This is a genomic window from Streptomyces sp. H27-D2 (genome assembly GCF_035828615.1).
In the GTDB taxonomy this organism is placed as follows: domain Bacteria; phylum Actinomycetota; class Actinomycetes; order Streptomycetales; family Streptomycetaceae; genus Streptomyces.
Genome location: NZ_JAYMZR010000147.1, coordinates 1 through 12,256 on the forward strand (window position 1 = coordinate 1; position 12,256 = coordinate 12,256).

General features: G+C 71.9%; 8 protein-coding genes and 1 pseudogene. 1 reads left to right on the forward strand and 8 read right to left on the reverse strand.

Translation table 11 applies throughout. The features are described 5' to 3' along the window. Positions 1 to 90 precede the first annotated feature (90 nt). The 4 genes and pseudogenes from QMK28_RS32160 to QMK28_RS32175 form a co-directional block, all read right to left on the reverse strand. Positions 91 to 897, reverse strand: a pseudogene (locus QMK28_RS32160) (NHLP bacteriocin export ABC transporter permease/ATPase subunit); the annotation flags it as partial. A gap of 1 nt (position 898) precedes the next feature. Next, entirely contained in the window at positions 899 to 3,025 is a 2,127-nt protein-coding gene (locus QMK28_RS32165) for an NHLP family bacteriocin export ABC transporter peptidase/permease/ATPase subunit (protein ID WP_326443240.1), read from the reverse strand. A gap of 209 nt (positions 3,026 to 3,234) precedes the next feature. After that, positions 3,235 to 4,041, reverse strand: a complete 807-nt coding sequence (locus QMK28_RS32170) for a hypothetical protein (RefSeq protein ID WP_326443233.1) — start codon at positions 4,039 to 4,041, stop codon at positions 3,235 to 3,237. A 236-nt stretch (positions 4,042 to 4,277) separates the two neighbouring features. Then, positions 4,278 to 4,475, reverse strand: coding sequence for a type A2 lantipeptide (locus tag QMK28_RS32175; protein ID WP_326443234.1), 198 nt, complete (start codon positions 4,473 to 4,475; stop codon positions 4,278 to 4,280). 880 nt (positions 4,476 to 5,355) lie between these two features. Between QMK28_RS32175 and QMK28_RS32180 the strand changes: the two genes are divergently transcribed. Then, positions 5,356 to 6,387 (forward strand): lytic polysaccharide monooxygenase, encoded by a 1,032-nt coding sequence (locus tag QMK28_RS32180; RefSeq protein WP_326443235.1) that lies wholly within the window; start codon positions 5,356 to 5,358, stop codon positions 6,385 to 6,387. Positions 6,388 to 6,514: 127 nt separating this feature from the next. On the opposite strand, the gene QMK28_RS32185 is transcribed toward QMK28_RS32180, so the two are convergent. The 4 genes from QMK28_RS32185 to QMK28_RS32200 all read right to left on the reverse strand — a co-directional run. After that, on the reverse strand, positions 6,515 to 6,940 hold the full coding sequence (locus QMK28_RS32185) for a cytidine deaminase family protein (protein WP_326443236.1): 426 nt from the start codon (positions 6,938 to 6,940) through the stop codon (positions 6,515 to 6,517). Positions 6,941 to 7,098: 158 nt separating this feature from the next. After that, entirely contained in the window at positions 7,099 to 8,043 is a 945-nt protein-coding gene (locus tag QMK28_RS32190) for an esterase/lipase family protein (protein WP_326443237.1), read from the reverse strand. 211 nt (positions 8,044 to 8,254) lie between these two features. After that, on the reverse strand, positions 8,255 to 9,382 hold the full coding sequence (locus tag QMK28_RS32195; RefSeq protein ID WP_443050898.1) for a DNA polymerase Y family protein: 1,128 nt from the start codon (positions 9,380 to 9,382) through the stop codon (positions 8,255 to 8,257). Between the two features lie 374 nt (positions 9,383 to 9,756). Continuing rightward, positions 9,757 to 12,256, reverse strand: a 2,500-nt coding sequence (locus tag QMK28_RS32200) for a helix-hairpin-helix domain-containing protein (protein ID WP_326443239.1), incomplete at its 5' end; no start/stop codon positions are given.

Consider the following 12,256-nt stretch of genomic DNA (forward strand, 5'->3'; position numbering starts at 1 on the left):
AACATGATGAGCGTGCAGAGCGGCAGATAGACCGCGTTGCAGACCGCGATCAGGTTCTTCATCCGGCCCACCCGCTGTTGCAGCTCACGGCTGCGCGCGGACCGCCTTGCCGGCCTTGATGCCGGCCGCTGTGCGGTCCTCGTGGGCCTGCTCGACCTGTTCGATCCAGTGGTCCAGTGCGAGCAGCAGCCGGGACTGCTGGTTGACCATGCCCTGCCACATCTCGCCGTCGATGAGCAGGTCGGCCGCCGCCTCCGCGCTGAACTCGGCGCCGTACCGCACGCTGCCGGGGGCCACCGACATCCAGAGGTTGTTGTCGTCGGCCGAGGCGTACCCGGCGGTGGCCTGCGCCGCTCCCTGCGGCGCGGGCTCCGCTCCGTGCCCCGGCCGGCCGTTCACGGGTGCTTCGAGCAGCACGCGCAGGCTGCGCCCGACCCCGCGGGCGAACGCGTCCTCCAGCGGGCCGAGGGCGCTTCCGGGGCCGCCGTCCGCCCCCTGGCCGCCGTACGCGCCGTAACTCCCGTACGCCCCGTTGGCGTCGTACCCGCCGTACCCGGGCCGGTACAGCTCCCGGAGCTGGATCCGGCGCAGCACGCAGCCCTGCAGGGGCCTGCCGACGAGTGTGTGCCGGGTGCCTTCGACCGGCCCCAGCAGCAGGGTTCCGGTTTCCAGCCGGCCGAGGAAGTGCCAGTGCCCTTGCTGGCCCGCGTCGACCGCGAAGAGGTCCATCGCGCCCGCCACGACGAGCCACAGCACATGCGGCCCGTCCAGCGGCAGGCCGCGGGTGTTCGCGTGCTGGGCGGGCTCGCCGAGGCCGCCCAGCGCGCCGACCACCACGTCGTACGGGGCGGGGCCGCTGCTGGCGCTCAGCGCCGCGGGGTGATGAACGGATGTCACGTCAGTGCTCCTTGACCAGCTCGGCGTACGGCCCGCCGGCGGCGACCAGGTCCTCGTGCCGGCCGCGCTCCACGACCTGGCCGTGGTCCAGCACGACGATCTCGTCGCTGTCGCGGACGGTGCTCAGCCGGTGTGCGATCACGACGCACGCGCAGCCGCGCCGCCGCAGATTGTCGATGATCACCTGCTCGGTCTCCGCGTCCAGGGCGCTGGTGACCTCGTCGAGGACCAGCACGCTGGGCCGCCGGACCAGCGCCCTGGCGATCTCCAGCCGTTGCCGCTGGCCGCCGGAGAAGTTGCGGCCGTCCTGCTCCACCCGGCAGTTGATCCCGCCGGGGCGGCGCGCGACCACGTCATGGACGGCGGCGTCCTGGAGCGCGGCGACGACGGCCTCGTCCGGTATCGACGGGTCCCACAGCGCCACGTTGTCGCGGACGGTGCCCTCGAAGAGGAAGACGTCCTGGTCGACGAAGGCGATCGAGGCCGACAGCGCGCTGCGGGAGATGTCCTCCAGCCGCTGCCCGTCGATCCGGATCGTGCCCTCCCACGGGCTGTAGAGACCCGATATCAAGCGCGACACGGTGGACTTTCCGCTTCCGGAGCCGCCGACGAGCGCGACCTGCCGGCCCGGTCCGACCGACAGTGAGAAGTCGGTGAGCAGCGGCTTGTCGAGCGGGCTGTAGCCGAAGGTGACGTTGTCGAGCGTCACATGCCCGCGCAGCCTGCGCGTGCTGTCCTCCGGCTCGCGCCGCGAGTACAGCGGGTCGACCGGGAAGCTCTCGACGTCCTTGAGCCTGGCCACGTCCGCCGCGAAGTCCTGCGCGCGGCCGGCCACGCCGTTGAGCCGGGTGATCGGCGCGGTGAAGCTGGTGACCAGCGCCTGGAAGGCGACGAGCAGGCCGATCGAGAGATGGCCCTCCACCGCCCGCAGCCCGCCGATCCAGAGGATCATCGCGCTGTTGAGCGCCGCGAGGGTGGGCGCGACGACGGCCAGCGCCGCGCTCGGCACGCCGAGTCGCTGCTGCCCCTCCAGCGTGGTCGCGTGCTGGCCGGCCCAGCGGCGGAAGTACCCGTTCTCGCCGCCGGTCGCCTTCATCGTCTCGATGAGCTGGAGCCCGCTGTACGAGGTGTTGGTCAGCCGGGCGCTGTCCGCGCGCAGCTTCTGGGTGCCGGTGGAGCGGACCCGGACCACGATCCGGATCGCCACCACGTTGAGCAGCGCGATCAGCACGCCGACGACGGTCAGTTGCGGGTCGTAGGTCCACAGCAGGACCGCGTAGAGGATCACGACCACGGCGTCCACGCCGGCGGCGGCGAGGTCCCGCGCCAGCGTCTCGGCCACCGAGTCGTTGGACTGCAGGCGTTGGACGAGGTCGGCGGGGCTGCGCTGGGCGAAGAAGGTGACGGGCAGCCTGAGCAGATGCCGCAGGAACCCGGCGCCGCTCAGGGTGGACGAGATGATGCGCCCGCGCAGCAGGTTGGCCTGTTGCAGAGCGGTCAGCACGGCGGTGAGCAGCACCATGGTGGCCATCGACGCGAAGAGCACGCCGAGCAGCGACGTCTGGTCGCCGAACAGGAACATGTCGATGTACGTACGGCTCAGGGCCGGCACCGTCGCGCCGACGGCGACGAGCAGGAAGCTGGCGAGCAGCGCGGCCAGCATCGTGCCCGTGGTGCCGCGCAGCCGGGCCGGCATGGCGCTCATGATGCCGGGCTTGCGGCCACCGCGGCGGAAGTCGTCGCCGGGCTCGAAGGTCAGCACGACACCGGTGAAGCTGGAGTCGAAGTCCTCCGCCGGGACGAACCTGCGGCCCCGCGCGGGGTCGTTGATGTACACGCCCCGGCGGCCGAAGTGCCGTCCCGTTCCGTCGTAGACGACGTAGTGGTTGAACTCCCAGAACAGGATGGCCGGTGCCCGTACTCCCGCCAGCGCGGCCGGCTCCATCTGCATGCCCTTGGCCGTCAGGCCGTACCCGCGGGCCGCCTTGAGCAGATTGCTGGCCCTGGAGCCGTCGCGGGACACGCCGCAGGCGATGCGCAGCTCTTCGAGGGGCACGTGCCGGCCGTAGTGGCCGAGCACCATGGCCAGCGCGGCGGCGCCGCACTCCACGGCTTCCATCTGGAGCACGGTGGGGCTGCGGACGGTCTTCTGCTTCTGCTGCTTGTTCTGTTTGTTCTGTCTTTGCTGCTTGTTCTGTCTTTGCTGCCGCCCGCCGTCCGGCGTCGGCTCGGGGCGGCCCCGGTTCGGGCGGTGCCGGCCGGCGTCGGGGTTCGGGCGGTGCTTGCCGCGTCCCGCGAGCGATCCCTGATCCGTCGCCTCGGGGCCGTGCCGCGCGGTCACGGCAGCAGCCAGTCGACGGGGTGCTGCGCGGTCAGGTGGATGGCGCCGCTGACCGACGTGGTGGAATCGAGTGCGTACGGCGGGCCTTGCTTCGACGACCAGGTGTAGCCGGATTTCGTATCGGCCGACCGGTCCAACTGGACCAGTACCGCGACCGGTTTCCCGTGCGCCGAGAACTGCTCGCCCAGCTGGCTGTCCCCGAGGAAGCCGGTGATCTGCTGTCGGTTCTGCGGAACCCGGCCGACCGCTTTGACCCTGCCCCGCAGTACGCCGAACTGCTGTGTCGGCACCGACTGGACGGTCAGGTCCACCGCGGCGCCCACCGGGACCGTCGATCCGCCGCTGCCCGACACGTACAGCATCGCCACCATCGGGTCGTCCGCGTCGTCGACGCGCTCCACGGTCGCCACGTCCGCTCCGGTGGTGACCACCGCGCCGATCTTGGCCACCAGCGAGGTCACCCGGCCGGCGGCCACCGTGCGTACGGTCGTGACACCCCGCTGCGTGCGCACCTTCACCAGCGGTGCGCCGGCGGGTCGCATCGCGCCCTCTTCGGCGAGCACTGCGGTGACTTGACCCGAGACCGGGCTCTGCAGGATGTAACTGCCCTCCGCGTGGGTGAGGATGCCGGGCGCGCTCAGCTTGGACGTCACGGATCCGGTCACGGCCCAGAAACACGCGGCGGCCATGACCAGGGCGGTGACGGCGAGCACGAGCCGGCCCTGCGGCCTGGCGAAGCGCACCGGTACGTCGAGTTCCTCGGGTGATTGCAGCTTGGAAAGCGCCTTTTGGCGGAACTGCACCGAACTATTCCTTCAACTGCATTCGTCTCAGTCGGACACGATATGGCGGGGCATGGCGAGGCGTGTCATGGCGAGGCGCGACGGAGTGTGGCGAGGCCGCCTGATTATCGGCACGCAGCACCCGTGGACCCCGGAACTTAGAGTTCCGGGGTCCACGGCCAACGCTACTGGAATTCATCCACGCCAGTAGGTTGCGTCATACTCCTGGCTGAACACGCCTTGCGGCGAATTTCGCCTCAGAGACCAGCGAGCTCGGTGGTCGGCGCGGTGTTCACGCTGACGCTCGACGACGCGAAGCCGCTGAGCTCGGCAACGGCGGCGTGGCCGGTACCGACGACGTTTCCGACCGCTCCGAGGACGCCACCGGAAATGTTGTCCAGGTCGCCGTCGGCAATCTCGCGGGTCTCGACCTGGGAGGTGAAGTCGTTACGCATGATTGCGTGTCCCTTCGTAGCTATGGGTTTTCTGAATATTCATCCGGCCGTCTCGACCAAAACCGATCCGGCCGGTTGGGCAGTCGCCTGGTCCCCGGAAACCGAGAACCGGAATGCGCGACTTCCGTATATAGCCAGATGCAATCACGCCAACGGGCCCTTCGGCCAACCGAGTCCCGGATATTCGGCAGCCACACCGTCCTGACGTGCAGCTACGCCCACCGGATGGTGACGACTCCTTCACATGAGCCAGCAAGGCGCATTCTCTTGGCAGTTGCTGACGCTATTTCGGATCGGACATTCCCGCGCTTTTGGTTGGAGACCATCACGCGAATCGAGAGCCCGTCAGATGCTGTGCCCCTGCTGCGTACACGATGTGCAGATTTGCTGAATGCGGCATCCGGCGGCGGCCCGCAGTGAACCTCGCGCCACCTGCGGCACTCCGCGCGCAACCCCGTGGGGCGAGGGCACAGTTCGGGGAAAATCACCCGGTCGTCCGAAATGGCGTACGCAGGTGAATAGCCGCCGATCGCCGACGGGAAGGGAGTGGCAATCGCCAACTCGGCGCGGGGCGAGGGCGGGAGGCGCGACGGGGGCGTGTCGGGGGTCTGCTGGGGGCGCGATGGGAGTCGCGCCGGGAGCCACGCCGGGGGCCACATCGGAAGTCGTCGCGTGCGGGAGAAGCGTCCGCGCCGGCGGAGCCCTCCCCGCCCGGCCTTCCTCAGGCCCTTCTTAGCCTCGCCTTAAACGCGGCATAAGGATCACGCCCATGTCCCGCTGAGCCCGGTTTCCGCTGCTCAGCGCGGCTAGCGTGCGGAGCGCCAGGGCGGGTGACAGCCGTCGGCGCCGCACAGCCCCACAGTCGAAGGAGACCCCCACCATGACCGCTCGTCGCAAGGCAGCCGGGATCGCCGTCATCGGTATCGCCCCGCTCGCGCTCACCGTGCTGGCCGCCGGGCCGGCCGCCGCGCACGGTTCGATGACGGACCCGGTCAGCCGGGTGTCCGCCTGTTTCGCCGAGGGGCCGGAGAACCCGAAGTCGGCGGCGTGCAAGGCGCTTGTCGCGGCCAGCGGCACGCAGGCGCTCTACGACTGGAACGCGGTCAACATCGCCAACGCCGCCGGAAAGTCCCAGCAGATCATCCCGAACGGCAAGCTGTGCAGCGCGGGCAACGACAAGTACAAGGGGCTCGACCTGCCGCGCGCCGACTGGCCGTCCAGCAAGATGGCCGGCGGCAAGCACACCTTCCGCTACAAGGGCACCGCCCCGCACCGGGGCTCGTTCGAGCTCTACATCACCAAGGACGGCTACAACCCGGCCAAGCCGCTGAAGTGGTCGGACCTGGAGTCGAAGCCATTCGCCAACGTGGCCGACCCGAAGATGGAGAACGGCGACTACGTCTTCAGCGGCAAGGTCCCGAAGAAGACCGGCCGCCACCTGATCTACAGCATCTGGCAGCGCTCGGACAGCCCGGAGGCCTTCTACACCTGCTCCGACATCGTGTTCGGCAAGGGCAAGAGCAAGGGTGCCGGCGGCAGTGGCACGGCCGTGGCCGCCGCCCCCGCCCCGGCCGCTTCGGCGCCCAGCAACGAGCAGATCGTGGACGGTACCGCCAAGTCGACCGTCGAGCACAACGGCCACGGCGACGCTGACCACAACACCCAGGCCGAGGGCGTCAAGGCCGCTCCGGCCGGACAGCCCGAGAATCCCGGGAAGGCCGAGAAGGGCACAGCGGCGGGCAACGCTCCGGCGCCGAACGGCTCGGCCGTCCCGATCGAGGGCGAGAACCTGGCCGAGACGGGTGGCGACAGCAGCACCACGCCGATCGCCATCGGCGGCGCGGCCGTCCTCGCCCTGGGCGCGTCCGTACTGTTCGCCTCGACCCGCCGCAAGGCCGCCGGCCGACACTGACGCCACGCCGGGTCGAGACGGGTCGGGTCGGGTCGGGTCGGCCACGGGCTGACCCGGCCACCGGCCCCCACCGGCTGCCGCCCTCGCCCTTCACTGGGAAAGGCGGCGGTGTGCTCAACCGCGGGGCTTACGGCTCGGGCTGGTGATCGGCCCATACGTAGGCACCGGGAAGCAGCCGGGTGACGGGGACGGCGGCGAGACGGCCGTCGTCCGCGGCCACGATCACCGTGATGTCCGGGTAGTAGTCGAGCAGAACCTGACGGCAGCGCCCGCAGGGCGGCATGACTCCCCGTCCGCCGTCGCCCACCGCGACGATCGTGTCCAGCTCATAGCCGCCCTGGGCCGCCGCCGAACCGATGACGACCAGTTCGGCGCATGGCCCACCGGTGAAGTGGTACGCGTTCAAGCCGGTGACGATCCGGCCGTCACGCAGGCGCGCGGCAGCCGCCATCGTGTGGTCGTCGCCTCGGCAGTACGTCTTCGCGGCCTGCTCGGCGGCCTGGAGGACTTCCTGGTCCACCACGGCAGGGTGGCCGGTGTCAGTGGGTGGCATCGGGGGCTGTCCTCCGGTGTCGTCGCGCGGGAGGCGGGGGCGGGTGCGAACTCGGGCCGAGCCTACGGGGCGGATGCTCCCGGCACAGCGGATGGACCGCCCGACCGGTCAGCCGTACGGCCGGGCGGGCGGGCGGCAAGCAGCAAGCTGTCGAGCCGTCAGCCGATCGAGCCGCAGCCGGTCGGGGTCGCGTGTGCCGGGTCGAGGGCGTTGGCCGCCTCATGGAAGGCGATCCGGTCGAGCAGGCCGATAGCCACATGCTCGGACAGGTCGAGCGGGCACAGGTCCTGCAGCGTCACGTTGCGTACGTCCGGTCCGGTGAGGAACTGGGAGCGGTACGGCGTGACGACCTCGTCGTACTTGGTGGCGATCACCGTGTAGCGCACACCGGGAACCGTGTCGCCGCCCTCGTTGAGCTTGCGGAGGAACTCCGACCCCGCCACCTGGTCAGTCAGCCCCGGGGTGACGCCGTCGATGGCGTCCGCCGCGCCCGGGAAGTAGTCGAGCAGCTTGGTCAGGCCGAGCAGTGTGGTGCCGTGGTTGTCCGGGGCGATGCCGACGAGCGCGTTGACCTTGGCCGCTCCCCCGAGGAACTTCAGATAGTGACGGGGCATCATGCCGCCCTGGGAGTGCCCGACGAGGTCCGTCTCGGCCGCTCCGGTCGAGGACAGCACCCGGTCGACGAAGCCGGACAGCTGTTGCGCGGACTGCTCGATCGGGCCGAGGCCGTGGAAGAACGGCACGCCGGGCAGTTGGCCGTAGTCGAGGGAGTAGACGCAGTAGCCGCGTGCGACCAGGTACGGCGCGAAGCCGAGCCAGTTGTCGACCGAGTTGCCGAAGGTGCCGTGGACGAGCACCACCGGCCGGGGGTGGGCGGCGGACGGCTTGCAGGAGTAGTCGTTCCAGCCGCTGGACACGCCCCGGGCGCGCGGGGTGTCGAGTGCGCCCTGCGCGTTCAGCGCACTCCGGGCGCTCGGGGCCTCGCTCAGCGCGGCGGGCGCGCCGGGTGCGGCGCTCGCCGGACCGGCCGGCGCCACGAGCGCGACGGCCGCCAGCGCGAGTGCGGGCAACAGCCCGGCCGCGCGTCTCCAGGACAGCTTCATGTGATCTCCTCGCGGTTCACGGTGGATCAAGATGCCGATTTGTCCTGTGATCCGGATCACACTGATGCTGTGCTCATGTCAAATTACGCGCGAGTAGCGAAAGGAGCCAGCTACTCGACGGTAAAGAAATCGACACACACCCTTTACGTCCCCTCCGGCTGTGTGACGCCGCCTGTTGTGCCGCCGCCCTCCACCCGCTGCCCGCTTCCCGCTACGCCGCGTCCAGCGCGGAGGCCGGATACGCGGCCTGCGGACCGAAGCGCGCGCGGGCCCGGTCCACCGCCGCTTCGATGCGGCGGGAGTCCTCCTCGTCCGGATCGAAGGAGAGCTGCCGTACGGCGAGTTCGGCGGCGGCCAGATCCTCGGCGCGCAGCGACACGGAGCGCACCCGGGCCCGTTGCAGCCCGAGGGCGGCGTGCAGCGCGTACACGGCGGCGGTCAACGACGGCGTATGGGCGGTCGGTTCGGGCAGCGCGCGGGTGCGCGTGGTCGTGGAACGGTCGGCGTAGCGGACGGTGAGGGTGAGCCCGCGGGTGACCTGGCCGTCCACCCGCAGCCGGGAGCCGAGCTCATGGCTGAGCGTGAGCAGCGCCCGACGCTGCCGTTCCGTATCCAATTCGTCCCGCCCGAAGTGGTGTTCGGCGGCCGTCGAGCGGGCCGGGGCGTTCGGGGTGACCGGGGTCGGGTCGATGCCGCGGGCCCGCTCGTGCAGCCGCCGCCCGAGGCCCGCGCCGAGAATCCGCTGCAAGGTGCCGAGCGGGACGGCGCCGATCCGGGCGACGCTGTCGAGCCCGTACGAGCACAGCGTGCGGGCGGTCGCCGGGCCGACGCCGTGCAGGGCGGCGGCGGGCTTACGGGCGAGGAAGGCGGCGACCGCTTCCGGCTCGTCGGGAACCGTACGGATCACGCCGGGCACGCCTCGGCTCGGCGCGCCGGGGCGTGCGTACGACCCCGGCGCGCCGGGGCGCAGCGCTCCCGGCGCGCCGGTTCCGGCGTCCGGCGCGGCCGCCATCCGGGCGAGCAGCGGGTTGGCGGCGACGCCGATGGTGCAGTCGACGCCGTGCCGAGCGAGAGCCCGGAGGCGCACGATCTCCGCCAGGCCGACCGCGTCCCGGCCGAAGTAGCGCAGCGCGCCGCGTACGTCCATGAGGGCGGCCTCGGGCGGCAGGGCCTCGACGGTCGGGGTCACATCGCGCAGCAGGTCGAGGAGTCGGCTGTAGACCTCCTCGCCGAGGGGCGCTCGCTCGGCGGAGTGGAAGCGCACGTACAGGACGTGCGGGCCCGGCTCCGGCTCCGGCTCCGATCCCAGGCCGGACTCAGGCTTCAGCTCCGGGCCCATGCCCGGCTTCGCGTCCATGCCCGGCTCCGACTTCAGCTTCGCGCCCGCGCCCGGCTTCGTGCACCCGCCCGGCTTCGCGCCCAAGCCCGGCTCCGGATTCGCGCCCGCTCCCGCTCCCGCTCCCGCGCCCGCGCCCGGGCCCGGCTTCCGCTCCTGCCGAGGTCCGGCCGAGGCTTGTACAGGCGCGCCGACGGCCGCCCCGGCCCGCGCTCGCGGCCGCACCCGTACCCGCGCGGCCTTGTCCAGCCCATCCGGCGGAGTCGGCGAACTCCCTCCCGCGGAAGCTCCGGAAGCCGCGGAAGCACCAGGAACCGCAGGAGCGCCGGCCGTCGAAAACACCGTCGCGGTTCGGGCGCGGCGCGCCGGGTGGCCCGTCATCCCGCGCTCCCCGGGCTCGAATGCCACAGCTTGCGGCCGGCGGGGGTGCGGCCGGTGGTCGCGTGATCGCCCGCGGGCCGCAGGTCGGCCCACGGGTGCATGGTGTAGCCGGTGGAGAGCTGGATGCGGCGGCCGCCCGCCGGGTCGGCCGGCTCCGGCTCCGCACCCGGTTCCGCGCCGTCACCGCCCGGAGCACTGTCACCGCCCGGAGCACCGCCACCGCCCGGAGCACCGTCCGCCCCCGGGCCGCCGTCGCCCGCCCCCGGACTACGGTCCGCAGGTCCCTCCGCGAGTCGGGCCGCGACCGCGTCCAGGCCGCCCCGCTGCCGGAGTTCGACCAGTTCGGCGAGGTTCCAGGCGGCGACGCCGACGATGCTGAGGCTCTGCGGGCCGCGCCGCTGGACCGTACCGCGCACCAGCAGCAGCCAGCAGTGGAAGACGGTGTGCGCGCAGGCGGCGTGGCTGTCGTCGAAGAAGGCGCAGTCGACCAGGCCCGTGCCGTCGTCGAGAGTCGTGAAGATGACCCTGCGTCCGGAGCGGATCGGCGGGGTCTGGATCGCGGCCTTGGCCCCGGCGACGAGCACCGTCTCACCGTGCCGGGCCTCGCGCAGCCGCTTGGCCGGGACCGCGCCCAACTCGGCGAGGAACGCCCCGTGGTCACCCATCAGATGACGGGAGGCGTCCATGCCGAGGACACCGAGTTCAGCGTCGAGGCGTTCGGTCGCGTCGAGGTCGGGGAGGCCGGCCGGCGCCATCCCCGCGCCCGCGCGCCCCCCGGCGCGCTCCCCGCGCCCTTCGCCCAGCGGCAGTTGGCCCGCGTGGGCTGCCGGGCTCCGCCAGCCCCGGTCGAGTTCGGCGATGTGCAGCAGCAGGTCGCGGCGGTTGTCGCCGAAGGCGTCCAACGCGCCTACCTGGGCGAGCCGTTCGACGACCGGACGCCCCGGACGGGCGCGCCGCCAGAAGTCCTGAAGCGAGGAGTACGGCTGTCCGGCCGCGATCCTGGCGGCCTCGGCCTCCCGGATGCCGCGCACGTCGGCCAGCGCGAGCCGCAGTCCGAACCGCGCCTCCGGCCGCTCCCCCGGTCCCGTTCCCGGCTGCGCCGGCTCCCCTCCCGGGCTCACTCCTTCCGGACCCGTCACCCCCTCCAAGTCAGACACCAGTTCGATTCCATAAGCGACCGCCGACCGGTTCACATCCAGCGGCAGGATCGGCACCCCGCGCCGCCGCGCGTCCGCGAGCAGCAGCCGCTTCGGGTACATCCCGGGGTCGTGGGTGAGCAGCCCCGCGTAGAAGGCCGCCGGGTGGTGCGCCTTGAGCCACGCGGACTGGTAGGTCGGCACGGCGAAGGCGACGGCGTGCGCCTTGCAGAAGCCGTACGCGCCGAACGCCTCGACGATCTCCCAGGTGCGCGCCACGACCTCCGGCGTGTAGCCGCGGTTCGCCGCCTCCCCGGTGAACCAGCTCCGCACCCCGTCCTGCCGGTCGGGGTTCGACAGCGCGCGGCGCGCCTCGTCGGCGAGCGCCCGGTCGCAGCCGGTCATGACCGCCACGATCAGGATGATCTGCTCATGGAAGACGACGACGCCGTAGGTCTCGCGCAGCGCGTCCTCCAGGTCGGGGTGCGGATAGCGGACGGGGGCGCGGCCATGCCTCGCCTCGATGAAGGGGCGGACCATGTCGGCCGCGACCGGGCCCGGTCGGAAAAGCGATATGTCGACTACCAGGTCGTGAAAAGTGCTGGGTTGCAGCCGGCCGACCAGGTCCCGCTGGCCCGGCGACTCGACCTGGAAGCAGCCGAGGGTCTCCGCCGACCGGATCAGCTCGTAGGTCGCGGGGTCTCCCGGTGGCACCTGCGCCGGGTCGTCCAGGTCCAGCCGCCGCCCGGTGACCCGCGCGATCTCGCCGACGCCGTGCGCCATCGCGGACTGCATCCGCACCCCGAGGACGTCGAGTTTGAGCAGCCCGAGGTCCTCGACGTCGTCCTTGTCGAACTGAGACATCGCGAAGCCGTCGCCGCTCGCCACGACCGGCGTGCGCGAGCGCAGCGAGGCGTCGGAGAGCAGCACTCCGCACGGGTGCATGGCGATGCCGCGCGGCAGCGCGTCGAGCGCCTCGACCAGTTCCCACAGCCTGCCGTAGCGCCCCTCGCGGGCGGCGGTGGCCTCGCGCAGTTCCTTCAGCTCGGGCAGTTCGGCCAGCGCGGCGCGGGCGTCGCGGGCCCGGATGTGCGGAAAGGACTTCGCCAGCCGGTCCACCTCCTCCGGGTCCATGCCGAGGGCCGCGCCCACGTCCCGTACGGCATGGCGCACCCGGTAGGTCTCGGGCATCGCGACGGTCGCGACCCGTTCGGCGCCGAAGCGGTCGAAGATCGCGCGGTAGACGGCGAGCCGGCGCGCGGAGGCGTCGTCGAGGTCGATGTCGGGCAGCGCGGACCGCCGTCCCGACCGGACGCGCTCCATCAGCCGGCCGGGCTCGTCGGGGTCGGCGGGCGCGGTG

Coding starts and splice junctions, on each gene's coding strand:
- QMK28_RS32175 (WP_326443234.1), bottom strand. CDS start 4,475: ATGCGTAACGACTTCACCTCCCAGGTCGAGACCCGCGAGATTGCCGAC.
- QMK28_RS32180 (WP_326443235.1), top strand. CDS start 5,356: ATGACCGCTCGTCGCAAGGCAGCCGGGATCGCCGTCATCGGTATCGCC.
- QMK28_RS32185 (WP_326443236.1), bottom strand. CDS start 6,940: ATGCCACCCACTGACACCGGCCACCCTGCCGTGGTGGACCAGGAAGTC.
- QMK28_RS32190 (WP_326443237.1), bottom strand. CDS start 8,043: ATGAAGCTGTCCTGGAGACGCGCGGCCGGGCTGTTGCCCGCACTCGCG.
- QMK28_RS32195 (WP_443050898.1), bottom strand. CDS start 9,382: ATGGGCCCGGAGCTGAAGCCTGAGTCCGGCCTGGGATCGGAGCCGGAG.